The sequence below is a fragment of the Ottowia sp. genome (assembly GCF_047601385.1).
Classification (GTDB): Bacteria; Pseudomonadota; Gammaproteobacteria; order Burkholderiales; family Burkholderiaceae_C; genus Ottowia.
This window is the reverse complement of record NZ_JASGJP010000001.1, coordinates 2,246,494-2,266,402: the sequence shown is the minus strand read 5'-3', so window position 1 is coordinate 2,266,402 and position 19,909 is coordinate 2,246,494. Positions and strand designations below refer to the sequence as shown.

Annotated in this window: 22 protein-coding genes; 17 read left to right on the top strand and 5 right to left on the bottom strand. The window is 70.7% G+C overall.

All coding sequences use genetic code 11. The features are described from left to right. Positions 1 to 18: 18 nt before the first annotated feature. Positions 19 to 204: a DUF1328 family protein gene (locus QM772_RS11055; RefSeq protein ID WP_415136387.1), complete on the top strand. Its 186-nt coding sequence runs from the start codon at positions 19 to 21 to the stop codon at positions 202 to 204. A gap of 10 nt (positions 205 to 214) precedes the next feature. On the opposite strand, the gene QM772_RS11050 is transcribed toward QM772_RS11055, so the two are convergent. Then, on the bottom strand, positions 215 to 1,534 hold the full coding sequence (locus tag QM772_RS11050; protein WP_415136385.1) for a Glu/Leu/Phe/Val family dehydrogenase: 1,320 nt from the start codon (positions 1,532 to 1,534) through the stop codon (positions 215 to 217). 172 nt (positions 1,535 to 1,706) lie between these two features. On the opposite strand from QM772_RS11050, the gene mnmG reads away from it, so the two are divergent. The 12 genes from mnmG (at position 1,707) to ggt (ending at position 12,424) form a co-directional block, all read left to right on the top strand. Next, positions 1,707 to 3,680 carry a tRNA uridine-5-carboxymethylaminomethyl(34) synthesis enzyme MnmG gene (mnmG, locus tag QM772_RS11045; protein WP_415136383.1) on the top strand — a complete coding sequence of 658 codons (1,974 nt, stop codon included), beginning with the start codon at positions 1,707 to 1,709 and terminating at the stop codon, positions 3,678 to 3,680. Between the two features lie 235 nt (positions 3,681 to 3,915). After that, on the top strand, positions 3,916 to 4,569 hold the full coding sequence (gene rsmG / locus QM772_RS11040; RefSeq protein ID WP_415136381.1) for a 16S rRNA (guanine(527)-N(7))-methyltransferase RsmG: 654 nt from the start codon (positions 3,916 to 3,918) through the stop codon (positions 4,567 to 4,569). Between the two features lie 134 nt (positions 4,570 to 4,703). Beyond that, complete coding sequence (locus QM772_RS11035) at positions 4,704 to 5,318, top strand: LysE family transporter (protein WP_415136379.1); 615 nt, start codon at positions 4,704 to 4,706, stop codon at positions 5,316 to 5,318. A gap of 22 nt (positions 5,319 to 5,340) precedes the next feature. Next, positions 5,341 to 6,123, top strand: coding sequence for a ParA family protein (locus QM772_RS11030; RefSeq protein ID WP_415136377.1), 783 nt, complete (start codon positions 5,341 to 5,343; stop codon positions 6,121 to 6,123). Between the two features lie 53 nt (positions 6,124 to 6,176). Beyond that, positions 6,177 to 6,722: an RBBP9/YdeN family alpha/beta hydrolase gene (locus tag QM772_RS11025; RefSeq protein ID WP_415136375.1), complete on the top strand. Its 546-nt coding sequence runs from the start codon at positions 6,177 to 6,179 to the stop codon at positions 6,720 to 6,722. A 21-nt stretch (positions 6,723 to 6,743) separates the two neighbouring features. Further along, positions 6,744 to 7,043 carry a hypothetical protein gene (locus QM772_RS11020; RefSeq protein WP_415136373.1) on the top strand — a complete coding sequence of 100 codons (300 nt, stop codon included), beginning with the start codon at positions 6,744 to 6,746 and terminating at the stop codon, positions 7,041 to 7,043. Next, entirely contained in the window at positions 7,040 to 7,348 is a 309-nt protein-coding gene (locus QM772_RS11015; RefSeq protein ID WP_415139562.1) for a type II toxin-antitoxin system RelE/ParE family toxin, read from the top strand. The genes QM772_RS11020 and QM772_RS11015 overlap by 4 nt, the downstream gene beginning before the upstream one ends. A 26-nt stretch (positions 7,349 to 7,374) precedes the next feature. Next, complete coding sequence (locus QM772_RS11010) at positions 7,375 to 7,602, top strand: hypothetical protein (RefSeq protein ID WP_415136371.1); 228 nt, start codon at positions 7,375 to 7,377, stop codon at positions 7,600 to 7,602. Between the two features lie 14 nt (positions 7,603 to 7,616). Continuing rightward, positions 7,617 to 8,591: a ParB/RepB/Spo0J family partition protein gene (locus QM772_RS11005; protein WP_415136369.1), complete on the top strand. Its 975-nt coding sequence runs from the start codon at positions 7,617 to 7,619 to the stop codon at positions 8,589 to 8,591. Positions 8,592 to 8,675: 84 nt separating this feature from the next. Beyond that, positions 8,676 to 9,362, top strand: a complete 687-nt coding sequence (locus QM772_RS11000; RefSeq protein WP_415136367.1) for a class I SAM-dependent methyltransferase — start codon at positions 8,676 to 8,678, stop codon at positions 9,360 to 9,362. 103 nt (positions 9,363 to 9,465) lie between these two features. Further along, the gene (locus QM772_RS10995) at positions 9,466 to 10,365 is read left to right on the top strand and encodes a CsgG/HfaB family protein (RefSeq protein ID WP_415136365.1); all 900 of its coding nucleotides are present in this window, start codon (positions 9,466 to 9,468) and stop codon (positions 10,363 to 10,365) included. 256 nt (positions 10,366 to 10,621) lie between these two features. Continuing rightward, on the top strand, positions 10,622 to 12,424 hold the full coding sequence (gene ggt / locus QM772_RS10990; protein WP_415136363.1) for a gamma-glutamyltransferase: 1,803 nt from the start codon (positions 10,622 to 10,624) through the stop codon (positions 12,422 to 12,424). Positions 12,425 to 12,675: 251 nt separating this feature from the next. Here ggt and QM772_RS10985 read toward each other — a convergent pair whose 3' ends face one another. Continuing rightward, positions 12,676 to 14,103: an FAD-binding oxidoreductase gene (locus tag QM772_RS10985; protein ID WP_415136361.1), complete on the bottom strand. Its 1,428-nt coding sequence runs from the start codon at positions 14,101 to 14,103 to the stop codon at positions 12,676 to 12,678. A 162-nt stretch (positions 14,104 to 14,265) separates the two neighbouring features. Between QM772_RS10985 and aroE the strand changes: the two genes are divergently transcribed. From aroE to QM772_RS10970, 3 genes are read left to right on the top strand one after another with little or no spacing between them, the layout of a single operon-like run. Then, positions 14,266 to 15,099: a shikimate dehydrogenase gene (gene aroE, locus QM772_RS10980; RefSeq protein ID WP_415136359.1), complete on the top strand. Its 834-nt coding sequence runs from the start codon at positions 14,266 to 14,268 to the stop codon at positions 15,097 to 15,099. Next, on the top strand, positions 15,096 to 15,545 hold the full coding sequence (aroQ, locus tag QM772_RS10975; RefSeq protein WP_415136357.1) for a type II 3-dehydroquinate dehydratase: 450 nt from the start codon (positions 15,096 to 15,098) through the stop codon (positions 15,543 to 15,545). Before aroE ends, aroQ begins: the two co-directional genes overlap by 4 nt. A gap of 10 nt (positions 15,546 to 15,555) precedes the next feature. Continuing rightward, positions 15,556 to 16,134, top strand: a complete 579-nt coding sequence (locus QM772_RS10970; RefSeq protein ID WP_415136355.1) for a cob(I)yrinic acid a,c-diamide adenosyltransferase — start codon at positions 15,556 to 15,558, stop codon at positions 16,132 to 16,134. Positions 16,135 to 16,217: 83 nt separating this feature from the next. Here QM772_RS10970 and QM772_RS10965 read toward each other — a convergent pair whose 3' ends face one another. Further along, positions 16,218 to 16,376 carry a hypothetical protein gene (locus tag QM772_RS10965; protein ID WP_415136353.1) on the bottom strand — a complete coding sequence of 53 codons (159 nt, stop codon included), beginning with the start codon at positions 16,374 to 16,376 and terminating at the stop codon, positions 16,218 to 16,220. A gap of 11 nt (positions 16,377 to 16,387) precedes the next feature. On the opposite strand from QM772_RS10965, the gene QM772_RS10960 reads away from it, so the two are divergent. Continuing rightward, positions 16,388 to 17,833 (top strand): YncE family protein, encoded by a 1,446-nt coding sequence (locus tag QM772_RS10960; protein WP_415136351.1) that lies wholly within the window; start codon positions 16,388 to 16,390, stop codon positions 17,831 to 17,833. A gap of 354 nt (positions 17,834 to 18,187) precedes the next feature. Here the strand turns inward: QM772_RS10960 and QM772_RS10955 are convergent, their stop codons facing one another. Next, the gene (locus tag QM772_RS10955; RefSeq protein ID WP_415136349.1) at positions 18,188 to 19,027 is read right to left on the bottom strand and encodes an alpha/beta hydrolase; all 840 of its coding nucleotides are present in this window, start codon (positions 19,025 to 19,027) and stop codon (positions 18,188 to 18,190) included. Between the two features lie 61 nt (positions 19,028 to 19,088). After that, positions 19,089 to 19,877 carry an ABC transporter ATP-binding protein gene (locus QM772_RS10950; RefSeq protein WP_415136347.1) on the bottom strand — a complete coding sequence of 263 codons (789 nt, stop codon included), beginning with the start codon at positions 19,875 to 19,877 and terminating at the stop codon, positions 19,089 to 19,091. Positions 19,878 to 19,909 lie beyond the last annotated feature (32 nt).

Here is a 19,909-nt window from a genome sequence, read left to right as displayed (position 1 = left end):
CCAACCAAGGAGTGCGCCATGCTGAAGTGGGCCATCATTTTTGCCGTCGTCGCGCTGGTCGCGGGCTTGTTCGGCTTCACCGGCATCGCTGCCGGCGCGGCGGGCATCGCCAAGATCCTGTTCGTGCTGTTCCTGGTCGTCGCCGCCGTCATGGTGGTGCTGGCGCTGATGGGGGGCAAGGCCATCAGCGACAGCATGAAGTAGCGCCGGCCGGTTAAGGGTACAGCCCGCGCAAATCGCGCGCGGTCAGGATGCGCGTGCAGGCCACGATGTAGGTGGCCGTGCGCAGGCTGACCTTGTGCTGCTGCGCGGTGTTCCACACGCCTTCGAAGGCGTCCTTCATGATCTTGACCAGGCGCTGGTTGATCTCGTCCTCGCTCCAGAAGAAGCTGGAGAAGTCCTGCACCCACTCGAAGTAGCTCACCGTCACGCCGCCGGCGTTGGCGATGACGTCGGGCACCACCAGCACGCCCTTGCTCTGCAGGATGTCGTCGGCCTCGGGCGTGGTGGGGCCGTTGGCGCCTTCGATCACCATCTTGGCCTTGATCTTGCCGGCGTTGGCCGCGGTGATCTGGCCCTCCAGCGCGGCGGGGATGAGGATGTCGCACTTGGTGGACCAGAACTCCGCCAGCGTGATGGCCTCGCCGCCCTTGAAGCCGGCCACGCCGCCGGTCTTGGCCACGTGCTCCAGCAGCCTGGGCACGTTCAGTCCCTTGTCGCTGGCGACGCCGCCGGTGTGGTCCTGCACCGCCACCACCACGGCGCCGGCCTCGGCGAACAGCTTGCCGGCGATGCCGCCGACGTTGCCGAAGCCCTGCACGGCCACGCGCGCGCCCTCGATGGGCAGGCCGATCTGCTTGGCCGCCTCGACGCCGACGGTGAACACGCCGCGCCCGGTGGCCTCGCGCCGTCCGAGCGAGCCGCCCAGGGCGATGGGCTTGCCGGTGACCACGCCGGTGGCGGTGGCGCCCTCGTTCATGGAGTAGGTGTCCATCATCCAGGCCATCACCTTCTCGTTGGTGTTGACGTCGGGCGCGGGGATGTCCTTGGAAGGGCCGATGATGATGCCGATCTCGCTGGTGTAGCGGCGCGTGATGCGCTCCAGCTCGCCGGTGCTGAGCGTGCGCGGGTCCACCCGGATGCCGCCCTTGGCGCCGCCGTAGGGCACGTTGACGGCGGCGTTCTTGACGCTCATCCAGGCCGACAGCGCCATCACCTCCGACAGCGTCACGTCCTGGTGGAAGCGCACGCCGCCCTTGCCCGGGCCGCGCGAGGTGTTGTGCTGCACGCGGTAGCCCTCGAAGTGGGCGATGGTGCCGTTGTCCATCTCGATCGGGATGTCCACGATCAGCGCGCGCTTGGGGCGCTTGAGCGTCTCCACCCAGCGCGCCAGATGGCCCAGGTAGGGCGTGACGCGGTCCACCTGCTGGAGGTAGATGCCCCAGGGGCCGAGGTGGGCAGGATCCAGGTAGGAAGGCAGGGCGTGCGTGGCCGCCTGGGCAGGCTTGACGCTCTTGGACGCGGTACTGGCCATGGTTTCTCCTTGCGATGGTCGGTCACGGATGCCGGATGTGCCTCGCCAGCATACCCGAGCCGGCGCGCCGGGCGCTGTCGCTCTTTTTTTTATAGCTGCCGGCGCATGCCAGGCAAGCGCTGAGGGCCCAAAACGCTTAAAATCCCGGGATTCCTTCCAGCGCATTCGCAACGTGGCCATCCCGACCTACTTCCATCCGCGGGCCTTCGACGTCATCGTCGTCGGCGGCGGCCATGCCGGCACCGAGGCGGCGCTGGCCGCCGCGCGCATGGGCGCGGCCACGCTGCTGCTGACGCACAACATCGAGACGCTGGGCCAGATGAGCTGCAACCCCAGCATCGGCGGCATCGGCAAGGGCCACCTGGTGAAGGAGGTCGATGCGCTGGGCGGCGCGATGGCGCTGGCCACGGACGAGGGCGGCATCCAGTTCCGCATCCTCAACGGCAGCAAGGGCCCGGCCGTGCGCGCCACCCGCGCCCAGGCCGACCGCGTGCGCTACAAGGCCGCCATCCGCCGGATGCTGGAGAACCAGCCCAACCTGTGGCTGTTCCAGCAGGCGGTGGACGACCTGCTGCTGGAGGGCGACCGCGTGACCGGCGCCGTCACCCAGGTCGGCATCGCCTTCCGCGGCCGCGCGGTGGTGCTGACGGCGGGCACCTTCCTGGACGGGCGCATCCACGTCGGGCTGGACAACTACGCCGCCGGCCGCGCGGGCGACCCGCCGGCGGTGTCGCTCTCGGCCCGGCTAAAGGAGCTGAAGCTGCCGCAGGGGCGCCTGAAGACCGGCACTCCGCCGCGCCTGGATGGGCGCAGCATCGATTTCTCGAAATGCGAGGAGCAGCCCGGCGACCTCGACCCGGTGCCCGTGTTCAGCTTCATGGGCCGGGCCGACATGCACCCGCGCCAGGTGCCGTGCTGGGTGACGCACACCAACGCGCGCACGCACGAGATCATCCGCAGCGGCTTCGACCGCAGCCCCATGTTCACCGGCCGGATCGAGGGCGTGGGCCCGCGCTACTGCCCCAGCGTGGAAGACAAGGTCAACCGCTTCGCCGACAAGGACAGCCACCAGATCTTCCTGGAGCCCGAGGGACTGGACACGCACGAGGTCTACCCCAACGGCATTTCCACCAGTCTGCCGTTCGACATCCAGCTGGCGCTGGTGCGCTCCATGCCCGGGCTGGAGAACGCCCACATCCTGCGGCCCGGCTACGCCATCGAATACGACTACTTCGACCCGCGCGCGCTGAAGAGCAGCTTCGAGACCCGGGCCATCCAGGGTCTGTTCTTCGCCGGCCAGATCAACGGCACCACCGGCTACGAGGAGGCGGCGGCGCAGGGCCTGTTCGCCGGTATCAACGCCGCGCTGCTGTGCCGGGAAATCAAAGGCGAACCCAGTGCGTTCGGAGCCGCCTGGCTGCCGCGCCGCGACGAGGCCTACCTGGGCGTGCTGGTGGACGACCTCATCACCAAGGGCGTGACCGAGCCCTACCGCATGTTCACCAGCCGCGCCGAATACCGCTTGCAACTGCGCGAAGACAACGCCGACATGCGCCTGACCGAGACCGGCCGCCAGCTGGGCCTGGTGGACGACGCGCGCTGGGACGCCTTCAGCCGCAAGCGCGACGCTGTTTCACGTGAAACCGAGCGGCTGAAGTCCACCTGGGTCAACCCACGCAACCTGCCGGCGTCTGAATCCGAGCGCGTGTTGGGCAAGGCCATCGAGCACGAGCACAACCTGTTCGACTTGCTGCGCCGCCCCGGTGTGGACTATGCCGCGCTGATGAGCCTGGACGGCGGTCGCCATGCCACCGCCGATGTTTCACGTGAAACGCTGGGCGACTTGGCCGAGGCGGTGGTGGAGCAGGTGGAGATCGCCGCCAAGTACGCCGGCTACATCGACCGCCAGCGCGACGAGGTGGAGCGCGCCGCGCACTACGAGAACCTGCGTTTGCCGCCCGAGCTGGACTACATGCAGATTCCCGCGCTCTCCATCGAGGTGCGCCAGAAGCTGCAAAAGTACCGCCCCGAGACCCTGGGCCAGGCCGGCCGCATCAGCGGCGTCACGCCGGCGGCCATCTCGCTGCTGCTGATCCACCTGAAGAAGGGCGGCTTCAAGGGGTTCGCGCAGCCCAAGGCGGCATGACCCTAGAAACGGCAATTGACCGCTTGACGCCTTCAGGAAAGCCGCATGGATATTGACTTTCGCCGCCTCGTTCACCCTCACCTCTTGGGTGAGCGCGCTACGCACTCTCCAGCATCGCGCTCGCCGCGCCATGCGGCGTTGCTCGTCCTTGCAGGCACGAGCCTGCCGCGTCCTCGCGCCTTGCCTGGCACGCCGATCACGGCACTGGCGAGCGCGTTCAACTACCGTTTCTAGGGTGACGCATCCCTTGCGCGCGCCCTTGCAAGACGGCGCGCGGGCGCTGGGCCTGGCGCTCGCCGACGGGCAGATCGATCGGTTGCTGGCCTACCTCGACCTGCTGGCCAAGTGGAACAAGGTCTACAACCTGACCGCCGTGCGCGACCCGGCCGAGATGCTGACGCACCATCTGCTGGACAGCCTGGCCGTGGTCGCGCCGCTGCGCCGGCAGACGCAGGGCCGGCCGATCCGGCTGCTCGACGTGGGCTCGGGCGGTGGCTTGCCCGGCGTCGTCATCGCCATCTGCTGCCCGGAGATGGCGGTGGCCTGCGTCGATACCGTCGCCAAGAAGGCCGCCTTCATCCAGCAGGCCGCCGGTGCATTGGGTCTGCCGAATCTGCGTGGCTTGCATGCCCGGGTGGAGGCGGTGGCCGAGCGCTTCGACGTGATCGCCTCGCGCGCCTTCGCCACGCTGGCCGACTTCACCGCCTGGTCGGCCGGTGCACTCGCGGAAGGTGGCGTGTGGATGGCGATGAAAGGCAAGCACCCGGCCGACGAACTGGCCGCGCTGCCGCCGTCGATCGACGTGTTTCACGTGGAACAACTGGCCGTGCCCGGGCTGGATGCGGAGCGTTGCCTGATCTGGCTGCGCCCCCTCCTGTCATTCCCGTGAAGGCGGGAATCCAGTAGGGCGGTGTGTGGGAGGCATTGGATCCCCGCCTTCGCGGGGATGACGGAAGGACATGGGGAAGACGAATAGGCCGCCAACCCAGCGTAAACTCAGCCCGTCCCGCCCAACCGTTTTCCATGCTCGCCATCGCCGACTACCCGGCCTTCGTGGTCGCCATCCTGCTGTTCCTGGCCATTCCTGGCCCCGGAAATCTGGCCATCGTCTCCAGCACGGCGCAGGGCGGGGTGCGCGGCGGGCTGGCTTCGACACTGGGCATCATCGCGGGCGACCAGATTCTGCTGTGGTGCGCCGTGGCCGGCGTGGCGGCGCTGCTCAAGGCGACTCCGGCGGCGTTCGCCGCGGTGCAGTGGCTGGGCGCGGCCTACCTGGCCTGGCTGGGCGTGCGCATGCTGCTGGCCAAGCCGGGGCAGGGCGCGGTGCTGAAACTGGCGCCGCACCACTTCGCGCGGCAGTCCTTCTTCATCACCTTGCTCAATCCCAAGGCCATCGTGTTCTACATGGCCTTCTTCCCGCTGTTCATCGACCCGGCCCGGCAGCCGGGCGTGGCCACCTTCGCCGCCATGGCGCTGACCATCGCGGTGCTGACCTTTCTCTACGGCCTGGCCGCCACGCTGCTGGCGCACCGCCTGGCCGAGCGTGTGCGCGGCAGCGCGCGCCTGTCATCTGCCCTGACCAAGCTGGCTGGCGTCTTCCTGCTGGGCTTCGGGCTGCGTTTGGCGCTCAGCAAATAAAGTCAGCACACACTCTCTTTCTATGGCTCATATTTTCTGCATTGCCAACCAGAAGGGCGGCGTCGGCAAGACGACCACCACGGTCAACCTGGCGGCCGGCCTGGCCCGCATCGGCCAGCGCGTGCTGCTGGTGGACCTGGACCCGCAGGGCAACGCCACCATGGGCTCGGGCGTGGACAAGCGGGCGATGGCGCTGTCGGTGTACGACGTGCTGCTGGAATCGGCCAGCGTGCCCGAGGCCGCCACCGTACCCGAGAAGCTGAAGGAGGCCGGCGCCGGCTACGCCGTGCTGGGCGCCAACCGCGAACTGGCCGGCGCCGAGGTCGAGCTGGTGGGCGAGGCGCGCCGCGAGCGCCGCCTGAAGGAGGCCCTGGCCGGGGTGGAGGCCGACTACGACTTCATCCTGATCGACTGCCCGCCGTCCCTGAGCATGCTCACCCTCAACGGCCTGTGCGCCGCGCAGGGCGTGATCGTGCCCATGCAGTGCGAGTACTTCGCGCTGGAGGGCCTGGCCGACCTGACGAACACCATCAAGCAGGTGCACGCCAACCTGAACCGCGACCTGCGCCTGATCGGCCTGCTGCGCGTCATGTTCGATGCGCGCATCACCTTGCAGCAGCAGGTCAGCGAGCAGCTCAAGTCGCATTACGGCGACAAGGTGTTCGACACCCTCATCCCGCGCAACGTGCGCCTGGCCGAAGCGCCCAGCTACGGGCTGCCGGGCGTGGTGTTCGACCCCTCCGCCAAGGGCAGCAAGGCCTTCGTCGAGTTCGCCAACGAGCTGGTGGAACGAGGGATGAAATAGGCCCCCAGCGCTTGTCTGGCAAGCGCTGGCAGCTATTGTTTTAATAGTCCACCATGCCGATCCCCCGCATTCTCACCTTGCCCGGCTGGCAGAGCAGCGGGCCAGGGCACTGGCAGACCCTTTGGGAGGCCAAACACGGCTGCACGCGCGTCGAGCAGCACGACTGGATGCGCCCGCTGCGCGGCGATTGGACGGCGCGCCTGCAAGACGCCGTGCTGGCCGAACCCGACCCCGTGGTGCTGGCCGCGCACAGCCTCGGCTGCCTGCTCGCCGCGTGGTGGGCCGCGCATTCGGCCGAGGCGCGGCGCGTGGCCGGCGCGTTGCTGGTCGCCCCGCCCGAGATCGAGCGCGACGACCTGCGCCAGGCCATTCCCGGCTGGTCGCCGCCGGCGCGCCAGCGTCTGCCGTTCCCGGCCGTCGTCGTCATCAGCAGCGACGACCCCTACGGCGCGGCCAGCTACACCAGCCGGCTGGCGCAGGACTGGGGCGCCACGCTCTACAACCTGGGGCCGCGCGGCCACGTCAACGCCGAATCGGGCCTGGGCGACTGGGACGAGGGCTGGCAGCTGTTGCTAGACTTGGCCGGTAGTCCATCCTGACTACCTGCAAGGAGAGCCACCATGCCCGCCGCCGAGAAAGCCGTGCCCACCAGCCTGAAGCTGCCCGCCAGCGTCAAGCACGACATCGACGAGGCCGCCCGTGCGGCCGGCGTCAGCCCGCACGCCTACATGGTGGACGTGCTGCGCAAGGAAGCCGAGCGCGCGCGCCTGCGCGAGCAGTTCCAGCGCGATGCGCTGGAGGCCCTGGACGAGATGCAGGCCACCGGAATGGGCTACGACTGGGATGAAGTGAAAGACTACCTGCGCGCCCGTGCCCGCGATCCGCAAGCCCCGCGCCCGCCGCTTCGGCCGTGGCGATGAAACGCCATGTGCTCAGCCTGTCGGCGGCGGTCCTTCGGGATCTGGAGCGCTTGCAGGATTTCCTGCGCGAGTCCAGTGATCCGCTGGAGGCGGACTTGCTGGACTTCGTGACCGACGCGCTGGACGTGCTGACGCACCAGCCCGGCATCGGCCGTCCCCTTCGTGGCGGCCAACGCGAACTGATCATCGGCCGGGGCGCATCCGGTTATCTGGCTCAATACCGGCTGGACCCTGTTCGGAATGTGGTGCTGGTACTGCGCGTCCGTCACCAGCGTGAATCCGGCTATCCGCCGGAACAACTTTGACGCATTCCATTGGATAGCGCCACCGCATGAGCTCGCCCGCCCCAGACAAGCGCCGCCCCGGTGCCGACAGCCTGCTGCTTGGCCTGGCTGACGCACTTTCCACCATCATCGCCGTGGGTTTCGGCGGTTCGGCTGCCGTGGTGGCGGCGATCGGGCAGTTCGCGCTGGCCGGGGTGCTGGGGCTGGTCGCGTTCGGTATAGTCCTGCGCCTCTGGCGCCGTCGCCGTCGCGCGCGTGCGCGGCGCACCACCTGAGGGGATTGCTCACCATGGTCACCAAGAAACCCAAAGGCCTCGGCCGCGGCCTCGAAGCGCTGCTGGCGCCTTCGGCGCTGGATCCGGTGAATGCGGACGCGCCCGCCACGCCGGCCGGCACGCCCATGCTGCTGCCGCTGGACGCGCTGGCGCCCGGCCAGTACCAGCCGCGCACGCGCATGGACGAGGGCGCGCTGTACGAGCTGGCCGAGAGCATCAAGGCGCAGGGCATCATGCAGCCCATTCTGGTGCGCCGGGTTTCAGGGTCAAATCGGCCTCCAGAGCAGGTAGGGCAAGCGCCGACAGCTCCTGAATCAGGAGCGGACTACGAGATAATCGCCGGTGAGCGGCGCTTCCGGGCCGCGCGCCTGGCGGGCCTGGCCGAGGTGCCCGTGCTGGTGCGCGAGGTGCCCGACGAGGCCGCCGCCGCCATGGCGCTGATCGAGAACATCCAGCGCGAGGACCTGAACCCGCTGGAAGAAGCCCAGGGCCTCAAGCGCCTGATCGACGACTTCGGCCTGACGCACGAGCAGACCGCTCAGGCCGTGGGCAAGAGCCGCAGCGCCGCCAGCAACCTGCTGCGCCTGCTCAACCTCACCGAGCCGGTGCAGACCATGCTGATGGCCGGCGACATCGACATGGGCCACGCCCGCGCGCTGCTGGCGCTCGACGGCGCGGCGCAGATCACGGCGGCCAACCAGGTGTCGGCGCGCAAGCTCTCGGTGCGCGAGGCCGAGGCGCTGGTCAAGCGGCTGAACGCCGAGTTCAACCTCACCGCGCCGCGCAAGCCCGCCAGCGGCGCCGAGAAGTCCGGCGACGTGCGGCGCGTGGAAGAGGAGCTGTCCGACCTGCTCACGGCCCAGGTCGAGGTGCGCGTCAAGAAGAAGACCAAGCAGGGCGGCCGGTTGGAGCAGGCGGGCGAGCTGGCGATCCAGTTCGGCTCGCTGGAGGCGCTCAACGGCCTGATCGAGCGGCTGCGCGGCGGCTGACGCGCGGGCGCTGTTACAAGCCCGCGCCCGGCAACGTGTAAGCTGGCTGCCGCCTTGCCCGCCAGCCGTGCTGGACGAGAGACGATGGATTCCAACACCGAGCACCCCGCACCGTTCGCCGCCAGCCGCGCGCTGCCGCGCGCCGCCCGCATCGGCGTGGCGCGCGTGCGCCGCGCGGTCGCGCGCTCGCCGCAGTCGCTGTTCCTGCGCGAGCTGGTGGCGCAGCCGGGCGCGGTGGGGGCGATCTGCGCCAGCTCGCCGCGGCTGGCGGCGCGCATGGCCGGCCACGTCGAGCCCGCCGCCGGCCTGGTGGTGGAACTGGGCGGCGGCACCGGCGTCATCACCTCGGCGCTGCTGGCGCGCGGCGTGGCGCCAGAGCGGCTGGTCGTCATCGAACGCTCGGCCGCGCTGGCGGATTTGCTGGCGCGCCGCTTTCCGCAGGTGGGCGTGATCCACGGCGACGCCGCCGAGCTGGCGCGGCTGCACGCCCAGGGCCTGCTGCCGCCGGGCGCGGACGGCGCGCCGCTGCCGATCGACTGCATCGTCTCCGGCCTGCCGCTGCTGTCGATCCCGCCGCCGGCGCGCCAGCACATCCTGCGGGCCGGCGTCCAGGCGCTGGCGCCGCACGGCCGGCTGCTGCAGTTCACCTACGCGCTGCGCGGCGCCTCGCCCTGGCAGGACGCCGGGCTGGCGCGGCTGCACAGCGAGCGCGTGCTCGCCAACCTGCCGCCGGCGCGCATCGACGTGCTGGGCCACGCCGCGCGCCGCTGACGGCGGTTTTGCAGACGCGCATGCAGGTTGCGCGGATCCCTCCATGGGGGTAGCTTTTGGTTACGCTTGGAGCGTATGATTCCTTTTTCTAGAGAGGAATCGAATGTCCAAGAGGAAACTGGCGGCGCTGGCCGCCGCAGGGGCCGCCATGCTGCTGGCCGGCTGCGAAACCACCGACATGAAGATGGGCAGCCAGGATGCCAAGACCGTGGCCACCGGCTCGGCCGCCGGCGCCGCCACCTCGGGCGAGAGCGGCGCGCTGGAAAAATGCGCCTCGCCCCTGGGCACCGTGTCGCTGGTCGAGAACCAGTCCGCCGGCTGGTACACCATCCTGACGGGTGAGTACAAGCTGCCGCCCACCGCCAACCTGCTGCGCCTGCTGGTGCAGCAGTCCAACTGCTTCGTCGTCGTCGAGCGCGGCGCCGCCGGCATGCGTGCCATGAGCCGCGAGCGCGAGCTGATGCAGTCGGGCCAGATGCGCCAGGGCAGCAACTTCGGCGGCGGCCAGATGGTGGCGTCGGACTACGGCCTGTCGCCCGAGATCGTCTTTTCCGCCGACAACGCCGGCGGCATCGGCGGCGTGCTGGGCGGGCTGGTCGGCGGCGGGCGCGGGCGCGCCGTGGCCGCCATCGGCGGCAGCATGCAGACCCGCCAGGCCAGCGCCCTGCTGACCCTGGTGGACAACCGCTCCGGCGTGCAGGTGGCGGCCTCCGAGGGCAGCGCCTCCAAGACCGACCTGAACCTGTTCGGAGGCCTGGCCGGCGGCAGCGGCGGCGCCGGCCTGGGCGGCTACACCAACACGCCGCAGGGCAAGGTGATCTCGGCCGCCTTCATGGACGCCTTCAACCAGATGGTGCGCAGCCTGCGCAACTACCGCGCCCAGAGCGTGCAGGGCCAGGGCCTGGGCGGCGGCGGCCGGCTGGGCGTCGACGGCGGCGCCGCGCCGCAGCAGACCTACACGCCGCAGAACGCGCCCAAGCGCGCCACCACCAAGAAGAAGTGATCGGCCGCGGCGCGCGCCGCCGCATATCAACCAACCGGGGGCCGCTTGCAGCGGCCCCTTTTTCCTGCCTTGCGGACAGTGCGCGGGCATGTGCCTTGCATGCGGCGGATGAACCTGCAAACGCGTGCCGGCGGCGATGCCGATACACACGGTTGCATTGCGTTCGCCACGCCAGGACCTGCCCCGCGTACGCTCGCGGAAGCCGCTCGCCGACGTCACGCAGGCGCGCCACGCCGTTTTTCAACGAGGAGGTTCCATGTCCCCACCCGCCCCCAAAATGATGTTGGCCGCCCTGGTGCTGGCGGCGCTCACCGCCTGCGGCACGGCGCATTCGCCGCCCGCGGCCGCGCCCGCGCCGCAGGCCGCCGCGACGGCGCCGCCGCAGACCACCGCCGCCGCGCAGGCCGCGGCCGCCTACGACTTCGACATGGACGTGTTCCACCCCGTGGTGGCGCGCAACGGCATGGTGGCGACCGAGCAGGCGCTGGCCTCCGACATCGGCCTCGCCGTGCTCAAGGCCGGCGGCAACGCGGTGGACGCGGCGGTGGCCGTCGGCTTCGCGCTGGCGGTGGCGCTGCCCAACGCCGGCAACATCGGCGGCGGCGGCTTCATGATGGTGTACGACGCCAAGACCGCCAGGAGCGTGGCGGTGGACTTCCGCGAGGTGGCGCCCGCCGCCGCCAGCCGCAACATGTACCTCGACGACAAGGGCAACGTGGTCGACGGCAAGTCGCTCTACACCCACCACGCCGTCGGCGTGCCCGGCACCGTGGCCGGCCTGGAGCATGCGCTAAAAAAATGGGGCACCCTGCCGCTGTCGCGCGTGGTGCAGCCGGCCATCGAGCTGGCCGAGAAGGGCTACCCCGTGAGCGAGACCCTCGCCAAGGTGCTGAACCAGGAGAAGGCCAACATGGGCAAGTGGGACGCCACCAAGGCCATCTTCTGGAAGGACGGCGCCCCCCTGCGCGCCGGCGACCCGCTGGTGCAGAAGGACCTGGGCCGCTCGCTGCGGCTGATCGCCCGTGACGGCGCCCGGGCCTTCTACCAGGGCGAGATCGCGCAGAAGATCGCCGCCGAGATGGCGCGCCACGGCAGCCCCATGACGCTGGCCGACCTGCGCGGCTACAAGGTGGTCGAGCGCGAGCCGGTGCGCGGCACCTACCGCGGCTACCGGATCGTGACCATGCCGCCGCCGTCCTCCGGCGGCGCGCACCTGGTGCAGATCCTCAACATCATGGAGCGCTGGCCGATCAAGGACTGGGGCGTGAACAGCGCGCAGACCGTGCACCACGTGGCCGAGGCCATGAAGCTGGCCTACGCCGACCGCTCCGAATACCTGGGCGACCCCGGCTTCGTGAAGATCCCGCTGGCCGGCCTCACCTCCAAGAAGTACGCCGACGCGCTGGCGCAGGCGATCGACGCCAACAAGGCCCGCAGCGCCAAGGAGATCAAGCCCGGCAGGCCGCAGCCCTACGAGAGCGACCAGACCACCCACTACTCGGTGGTGGACAAGGCCGGCAACATGGTGGCCGTCACCTACACGCTCAACACCAACTTCGGCACCGGCATCGTCGCGCCCGGCACCGGCATCGTGCTGAACAACGAGATGGACGACTTCTCCGCCAAGCCCGGCGTGCCCAACGCCTACGGCCTGGTCGGCGGCGACGCCAACGCCGTGGCGGCCGGCAAGCGCCCGCTGTCGTCCATGACGCCCACCTTCGTGCTCGACAAGGACGGCAAGCCCTGGCTCGCCACCGGCAGCCCCGGCGGCGCGCGCATCATCACCACCGTGCTTCAGCAGATCGTCAACGGCATCGACTTCGGCATGAACCCGGCCGAGGCCGCCTCCACGGTGCGCTTCCACCACCAGTGGACGCCGGACGAGCTGCGGGTGGAAAAAGGCTTCTCGCCCGACACCCTGAACCTGCTGCGCCAGAAGGGCCAGAACGTGGCCGTCAAGCCCAGCATGGGCCGCACGCAGACCATCCAGGTGCAGGGCAAGGAACTGTGGGGCTACTCCGATCCGCGCAATCCGGATGGGCGTACCGTGGGCTATTGAGCTAGGAGTCTGCGCGGCAGAAGCCGCCGAAGCGAAACGCGCGAAAAACGAGGACAGCGTGGTGATACCGACAAGCCCAGGGTAGGCCCCCTGGGCGCAGGCGGTAGCGCCGCGATGGACCGTTTTCTCGCGCGTTGCAGCCGGCGCAGGTTCTGCCGCGCAGACTCCTAGCCTGCTGTTTATTGATGAAATCGGGCTCCAGCGCTTGTGCAGCAAGCGCTGGCAGCTCCTGAAATCATAGCGATCGCGGGTTACCAGGCGAACACCTTGCCCGGGTTCATGATGTTGTCCGGGTCCAGCGCGTGCTTGATGGTGCGCATCACGGCCATGGCGCCGTCGCCGGCCTCGTCGCGCAGAAAGCCCATCTTGTGCAGGCCCACGCCGTGCTCGCCGGTGCAGGTGCCGCCCAGCGCCAGCGCGCGCGCCACCACCTGGTGGTTGAGCGCTTCAGCGCGCGCGCGCTCGTCGGCGTCGTCGGGGTCGATCAGGTAGCCCATGTGGAAGTTGCCGTCGCCCACGTGGCCCACCAGGAAGTAGGGGATGCCGCTGTCGTCGGCCTCGCGCACGCTGTCCAGCAGCGCGTCGGCCAGGCGCGAGATGGGCACGCACACGTCGGTGGTGATGCAGCGGCAGCCCGGCCGGCTCTGCACGGCGGCGAAGTAGGCGTTGTGCCGCGCCGTCCACAGGCGCGTGCGCTCCTCGGGCGTGTCGGCCCACTCGAAGTCGTTGCCGCCCTGATCGCGCGCCAGCTCCTGCACCACCTCGGCCTGCTCCTTCACGCTGGCCGGCGAGCCGTGGAACTCCATCAGCAGCAGCGGCTCCTCGCGCAGATTCAATTTGCTGTGCTGGTTGACGCAGCGCACGCTGCGCGCGTCGATCAGCTCCACGCGCGCGATCGGCACGCCGAGCTGGATGGTCTGGATCACCGCGTTCACCGCGTCGGCGATGGTGGGGAACGAGCAGATCGCCGCCGACACCGCCTCCGGCAGCGGGTAGATGCGCAGCGTGACCTCGGTGACCACGCCCAGCGTGCCCTCGCTGCCGATGAACAGGCGCGTCAGGTCGTAGCCGGCGCTGCTCTTCCTGGCGCGCGTGCCGGTGCGGATCACCTCGCCCTGCGCGGTGACCACCTCCAGCGCCAGCACGTTCTCGCGCATGGTGCCGTAGCGCACGGCGTTGGTGCCGCTGGCGCGCGTGGCCGTCATGCCGCCCAGGCTGGCGTCGGCGCCAGGGTCGATGGGGAAGAACAGGCTGGCGCTCTTCAGTTCCTCGTTGAGCTGCTTGCGCGTCACGCCGGGCTGCACGGTCACCGTCAGGTCCTCGGCGTTCACGCTCAGCACCTGGTTCATGCGCGACACGTCCAGGCTGATGCCGCCCTGCACCGCCAGCAGGTGGCCTTCCAGCGAGGAGCCGACGCCGTAGGGGATGACGGGCACCTTGTACCGCGCGCACAGCCTCACCGCGTCCTGCACGTCGGCCGTGCTCTCGGCGAACACCACGGCGGCCGGCGGCGGCACGGTGGTGAAGGCCGACTCGTCGCGCCCGTGCTGCTCGCGCACCGCCAGCGCGGCGGAGAAGCGCGCGCCGAAGCGGCGGGCCAGCGCGTCCAGCAGCGCCTGCGGCGCGGGGCGCGGGCGGATCTCGGGTGCGACGTGGGCGAGTTGGGTGGGCGCGTTCATGGCATGTCTCCTCGGCGTGGGTGCAGGCGGCCAGTGTACGGCGCGCGCCGCGGGGCGGCGAAGCTGGCGTCTACTATGAATAACGTAGCTGCTGGCGCTTGCCCATAGGGCGCTGGAGGCCGATTTCTTTTAAGATTCCAGCCCTCTGAATCCCGAGCCACCATGCCCGACCGCTACGCCGTCATCGGCCACCCCATCGCCCACAGCAAGTCGCCGCTGATCCACGGCCTGTTCGCGCGCGCCACCGGGCAGGACATGGCGTACGAGGCCATCGACGGCGGCGCCGAGCCCGGCGGCTTCGCGCGCGCGCTGGCCGCCTTCCGCGCCGCCGGCGGGCGCGGCGTGAACGTGACGCTGCCCTTCAAGCTGGACGCCCTGGCCGCCGCCGACAAGGCCAGCGACGACGCGCGCCTGGCCGGCGCCGCCAACGCGCTGCGCTGGGACGGTGGCCGCGTCGAGGCGCGCAACTTCGACGGCATCGGCCTGGTGCGCGACATCGAGGTCAACCTGGGCCTGCCGCTGGCGGGCCGGCGCGTGCTGCTGCTGGGCGCCGGCGGCGCCACGCGCGGCGCGCTGCTGCCGCTGGCGCGCGCGGGCGCCGCGCGCCTCTTCATCGCCAACCGCACCGCCGCCAAGGCCGAGGCGCTGGCGCGCGCGCTGGCGCCGCACCTGCCCGCCGCGTGCGCGCTGCAAGGCGGTGGGCTCGATATGCCGGACGGCGCCTTCGACGTGGTGATCAACGCCACCTCCGCCAGCCTGGGCGGCGAGGCGCCCGCCGTGCCGGACGGCGCCTTCGCGCCCGGCGCGCTGGCCTACGACATGGTGTACGGCAAGGGACTGACGCCGTTCATGCAGCGCGCGCAGGCGGCCGGCTGCGCGCGCGTGGCCGACGGCGCCGGCATGCTGGTCGAGCAGGCGGCCGAGGCCTTCGCCTGGTGGCGCGGCGTGCGGCCCGACACGCGCGAGGCACTGACTGTGATTCAATCCCGCCCATGAAGCTCCTCGTCCTGCACGGCATCAACCTGAACATGTTCGGCCAGCGCGACCCGGCGCAGTACGGCACGGCCACGCTGGCCGACATCGACGCCGCGCTGCACGGCCTGGCCGGCGAGCTGGGCGCGGCCGTCGCGTGCTTCCAGACCAACGACGAGGGCGCGATGTGCGAGCGCATCCACCAGGCGCACCGCGACGCGGTGGACGGCGTGGTCATCAACGCCGGCGCCTGGACGCACACCAGCATCGCCATCCGCGACGCGCTGGCGATCCTCAAGTGCCCCATCGTCGAGGTGCACATGTCCAACATCCACGCGCGCGAGCCGTTCCGGCACCACTCGTACATTGCCGGCATCGCGCGCGGGCAGGTCTGCGGCTTCGGCGTGGATTCCTACCTTCTGGGGCTGCGGGCGCTTGCGGGACAAGCGCCGGCAGCTACCAAAAACTGAGCAGAAGACGATGGGCAAGCGCCTGACGCGGATCGCCACCCGCACCGGCGACGACGGCACCACGGGCCTGGGCGACAACACCCGCGTGTCCAAGGCCAGCGGCCGCCCGCAGGCCATGGGCGACGTGGACGAACTCAACAGCCACATCGGCCTGCTGCTGGCCGAGGACGTGCCGGCCGACGTGCGCGAGCTGCTCGTCGACGTGCAGCACCAGTTGTTCAACCTGGGCGGCGAGCTGTCGATCCCCGGCTTCGAGCTGCTCAAGGACGAGGCGCTGGCGCAGCTCGACGCCGCGCTGGCGCACCACAACGCGCGCCTGCCCAGGCTGGAGGAATTCATCCTGCCCGCCGGCACGCGCGCCGCCGCCCAGGCCCACGTGTGCCGCACCGTGGCGCGCCGCGCCGAGCGCGCCGTGGTGGCGCTGGGCGAGCAGGAGGCGCTGCGGCCGGCGCCGCGCCAGTACCTCAACCGCCTGTCCGACCTGCTGTTCGTGCTGGCGCGCGTGCTCAACCGCCACCGCCCCGACGGCAGCGCGGGCGACGACGTGTACTGGCGCAGCACGCGCCTGGCGCGCTCGGCCGGCGGCTGAGCGCCGCCAGGACCCATCCGCCGGCGTTGCCGGGCGCCCGGCCCGCGCGCCGGCTTCCGCCGCCCGGGCCGATTGCTATGTATTTAGTAGCTGCCGGCGCTTTCTGGATAAGCGCTGGAGGCCAAAAAGACCATTGATTCTTGCCCGGGGCATTTCTCGGCATACAATGCAACATTAAGAATCATTCTCATCTTTGGCGCGCGCCGTGCCGCGCCGCCGACGATTCCTTTCATCAACTGCACGCGGAGTCTGCATGTATCCCAACCTTTCCTCACGTCAAGGTGCCCTGCAAGGCCGGCTGCTGCGCGGCGTTCTGGCCGTGTCCGCCGCCCTGGCCCTGGCGGCCTGCGCCTCGGGCCCGCAGTCCGGCGGCGCACCGCAGTTCGGCGCGCAGGACGCGGCCTTCAAGGGCCGCGTCAGCGTGACCGACACGCCGGTGGTGCTGGCCGGCAAGCCGGTCACCCTGGCGGGGCGCGACTTCACGCCGGGCCAGAAGGTCAGCCTCAGCTACGGCGGCGTGGCGCTGGGCGAAACCGCCACCGTCGGCGCCGACGGCACCTTCCGCACCCGGTTCACGCTGCCGGCCAGCGCCGCCGTCGGCCGCTACCAGCTGGTGGCCAGCGCCGCCAACCCGGCGGCCTCGCTGCTGGTGCCGCTGAAGATCTCGCCCGACGTGCCGCTGTCCGGCCAGGACCGCTTCAGCGCGCAGTTCAAGCCGCTGGTGCCCGGCCTGTACCAGGTGGCCTACTCGGCCAGGAACGACCGCGCCTTCGTCACCTCCACCTTGAGCCGGCCGCCGAACCCGCGCAGCGAACTGGTCAAGGTCAATCCGCAGACGCTGGAGATCGAGGCCCGCGTGACGCCGCCGCAGGCCCCGGCCGCCGCCAACGCCCCGGCCAACGCGCCCGCCGCCGTGTTCTCGGTGTTCGGCGTCGGCGTCGACGACGCCAACGGCACCGTCTGGGTCACCAACACGAGCCAGAACACCGTCGCCGTCTACAGCCAGGCCGACCTGAAGCTGGTGAAGCAGTTCGAGCCCGGCCTGGTGAAGCACGGGCGCGACGTGGTGGTCGACGAGAAGCAGGGCAAGGCCTACGCGTCGCCCTTCGGCGAGGCGTACGTCGCGGTGTTCGACACCAAGACGCTCGCCAAGACCAGGAACATCCCCGTCGCCACCACGCGCCGCGGCCCCGACGTCAAGGGCTTCAGCCCGCTCGGCCTGTTCGTGGACGAGGCCAGCGCGCAGCTGTTCGCGGTCAGCATGACGACCAACGAGGTGGCGGTCATCGACACCAGGACCGACACCGTCAAGCAGGTGTGGCCGCTGGAGGGTGTGGACCGCGCCTCCGCCGTGGCCTACGACGCGCAGGGCGACCGCATCCTGGTGGCCTCGCAGGGCACCGACAACCTGCTGATCGTGGACGCCAAGACCGGCAAGACGCTGCACGACGTGAAGACCGGCGCCGGCGCCTTGAGCGTGACCTTCGACCCGGCGCGCCGCCTGGCCTACGTGGCCAACCGCGGTGCCGGCACCGTCACGGTGGTGGACGCCAACGGCAGGATCGTCGGCAACCTGGGCGGCGGCACCTTCCCCAACCACGTGCTGGCCGACGGCAAGGGCGGCGTGCTGGCCGTGAACAAGGCGCGCGGCGAGAACGACCCCGAGGGCGACCGCATCGGGCGCATCACGGCGCGCTGACCACGCACGCTGGTGGATCGAACGGCCCTGGGCGGGCAAGCCCGGAGCCGTTTCTCTTTGGAGCGTTTGCGACGAAGACGATGACCGTGCACCGTCATCCCCGCGCACCCGTTCAACGCCCTCTGGATTCCCGCCTGCGCGGGAATGACGGTGACGACGGCAACGTCAGCACTTGAGCCGAAAACGCGCTAGGAGTCTGCGCGGCAGAACCTGCGCCGGCTGCAACGCGCGAGAAAACGGTCCATCGCGGCGCTACCGCCTGCGCCCAGGGGGCCTACCCTGGGCTTGTCGGTATCACCACGCTGTCCTCGTTTTTCGCGCGTTTCGCTTCGGCGGCTTCTGCCGCGCAGACTCCTAGGCAGACGCGAAACGCAGCGCGCGCTGCGCCGCGATCATCAGGATGGAGGCGTGGTCTTCTTCCGGGAACACGCGGAACGCCACCTGCGCCGGCCCCAGCCAGCCGGCGAGCGCCGCCGCCAGCGCCTGGGCGTTGCCGACCATGCGGCGCTGCGCGCGCCGGGCCACCAGCTGCGCGTGGCCGGGGTGCTCGCGCTGCCAGGGCGGCACGGCGTCTTCCCATTCGCCCACGGCCATGAAGACGCGCGGGCCGTGGGCATCCTTCAGCGCCGCCGCCAGCGCGGCGTGCAGGCCCGCCGGGTCCCACCAGATCGACGGGCTGATCGCCGCCCAGGTGCGAAAAGCTTGCGGCCGCGCGGCCAGCGCGTGCAACACGAAGAAGCCCGCCAGTGAATGGCCGAACAGCGTCTGGCGCGTGCCGTCCAGCGGCAGTTCGCTGCGCAGCAGCGGCGCCAGTTCGTCGGCGATGAAGGCCAGGAAAGCCGCCGCGCCGCCCACGGCGCCGGGCGCTGCCTCGCCGGCCGGCGGGCCGGGCGTGTAGTCGCGCCGCCGCAGGGCGTCGGCGAACAGCTCGTCGCCGTCGTGCGCGATGCCGATCACCGCCGCCGGGCCGATGCCGGTGGCGTCGGGCCGGCGGCTGCCGCGCCGCACCGCCTCGACGAAGGTGCCGAACAGCGCGTTGCCGTCCAGCACGTAGAGGGCGGGAAAGCCGGCCGGCGGCGGTGGACCCGGCGGCAGCCAGACGTTCACGCGGTAGCCGGTGCCGTTGGCGGCGGCGCGCAGCCGCCGCGCCTGCGTGCCCGGCAGCTCGACGGCGGGCCAGGCGGCCGAACTCACTGAGCCACCCTCCGTCCTTCGGACTGCGGGTGCGCGCGCCTTCGGAGCGGCCGTGCGGCGCTCACGACACGTCGTCCACCATGATCTGCAGGCCGCCGCGCGAGCAGCGCTCCACGCGCGCCTGCACGCCGTAGACGCGCGCCAGCGTCGCCGGCGTGATGGCCTCGCCCGGCGTGCCGGTGGCCACCACCGCGCCCTGGGACAGCATCACGATGCCGTCCGACCAGCGCGCGGCGATCTGCAAGTCGTGCAGCACCATGACGGCGATCATGCCGCGCTCGCGCGCCAGCTCGTGCACCAGCCGCATCACGCGCAGCTGGTGGTGCAGGTCGAGCGCGCTGATGGGCTCGTCGAGCAGCAGCACGCGCGGCTCGCGCACCAGCGACTGCGCCAGCGAGACGAGCTGGCGCTGGCCGCCCGACAGGTGGTCCAGCCCCTCCAGCGCCAGATGCAGGATGCCCACACGTTCGAGGATGGCGACGGCGCGCTGCTCGCTGGCGTCGTGGCCGTCCCGCGCGGGGTCGCCGGTGGCCGAGGCGCGCAGCGCGCCGAGCACGCTCTCCAGCACCGACAGCGCCACGCCCTGCGGCAGCGTCTGCGGCATGTAGGTCACGCGCTTGGCGTGCTCGGCCAGCGGCAGGCCGATCAGCTCCTGCCCGTCCAGCTTCACCGAGCCGGTGGCCGATTGCAGGCCGGCCAGCGCGCGCATCAGCGTGCTCTTGCCGGCGGCGTTGGGGCCGACCAGCGAATGCACCTCGCCGGCGCGGAACACCGGCAGATCGAGCTGCTGGATGATCCTGCGGTCGCGGTAGCCGGTGGACAGGCCGTGCACGTTCAGCGTCGCGGTCATGGGGACACCTTCGTGCTTCGCACTGCGGTGCG

What these genes read in the sequence shown, in the direction of transcription:
- QM772_RS10960 (WP_415136351.1), top strand. Translation starts at nt 16,388, where the DNA reads ATGTATCCCAACCTTTCCTCACGTCAAGGTGCCCTGCAAGGCCGGCTG.
- QM772_RS11015 (WP_415139562.1), top strand. Translation starts at nt 7,040, where the DNA reads ATGAAACGCCATGTGCTCAGCCTGTCGGCGGCGGTCCTTCGGGATCTG.
- QM772_RS10950 (WP_415136347.1), bottom strand. Translation starts at nt 19,877, where the DNA reads ATGACCGCGACGCTGAACGTGCACGGCCTGTCCACCGGCTACCGCGAC.
- QM772_RS11055 (WP_415136387.1), top strand. Translation starts at nt 19, where the DNA reads ATGCTGAAGTGGGCCATCATTTTTGCCGTCGTCGCGCTGGTCGCGGGC.
- QM772_RS10970 (WP_415136355.1), top strand. Translation starts at nt 15,556, where the DNA reads ATGGGCAAGCGCCTGACGCGGATCGCCACCCGCACCGGCGACGACGGC.
- QM772_RS11050 (WP_415136385.1), bottom strand. Translation starts at nt 1,534, where the DNA reads ATGGCCAGTACCGCGTCCAAGAGCGTCAAGCCTGCCCAGGCGGCCACG.
- QM772_RS11020 (WP_415136373.1), top strand. Translation starts at nt 6,744, where the DNA reads ATGCCCGCCGCCGAGAAAGCCGTGCCCACCAGCCTGAAGCTGCCCGCC.
- QM772_RS11010 (WP_415136371.1), top strand. Translation starts at nt 7,375, where the DNA reads ATGAGCTCGCCCGCCCCAGACAAGCGCCGCCCCGGTGCCGACAGCCTG.
- QM772_RS11030 (WP_415136377.1), top strand. Translation starts at nt 5,341, where the DNA reads ATGGCTCATATTTTCTGCATTGCCAACCAGAAGGGCGGCGTCGGCAAG.
- aroQ (WP_415136357.1), top strand. Translation starts at nt 15,096, where the DNA reads ATGAAGCTCCTCGTCCTGCACGGCATCAACCTGAACATGTTCGGCCAG.
- QM772_RS11000 (WP_415136367.1), top strand. Translation starts at nt 8,676, where the DNA reads ATGGATTCCAACACCGAGCACCCCGCACCGTTCGCCGCCAGCCGCGCG.
- QM772_RS11025 (WP_415136375.1), top strand. Translation starts at nt 6,177, where the DNA reads ATGCCGATCCCCCGCATTCTCACCTTGCCCGGCTGGCAGAGCAGCGGG.
- QM772_RS11005 (WP_415136369.1), top strand. Translation starts at nt 7,617, where the DNA reads ATGGTCACCAAGAAACCCAAAGGCCTCGGCCGCGGCCTCGAAGCGCTG.
- QM772_RS10985 (WP_415136361.1), bottom strand. Translation starts at nt 14,103, where the DNA reads ATGAACGCGCCCACCCAACTCGCCCACGTCGCACCCGAGATCCGCCCG.
- QM772_RS10995 (WP_415136365.1), top strand. Translation starts at nt 9,466, where the DNA reads ATGTCCAAGAGGAAACTGGCGGCGCTGGCCGCCGCAGGGGCCGCCATG.
- QM772_RS11035 (WP_415136379.1), top strand. Translation starts at nt 4,704, where the DNA reads ATGCTCGCCATCGCCGACTACCCGGCCTTCGTGGTCGCCATCCTGCTG.
- ggt (WP_415136363.1), top strand. Translation starts at nt 10,622, where the DNA reads ATGTCCCCACCCGCCCCCAAAATGATGTTGGCCGCCCTGGTGCTGGCG.
- aroE (WP_415136359.1), top strand. Translation starts at nt 14,266, where the DNA reads ATGCCCGACCGCTACGCCGTCATCGGCCACCCCATCGCCCACAGCAAG.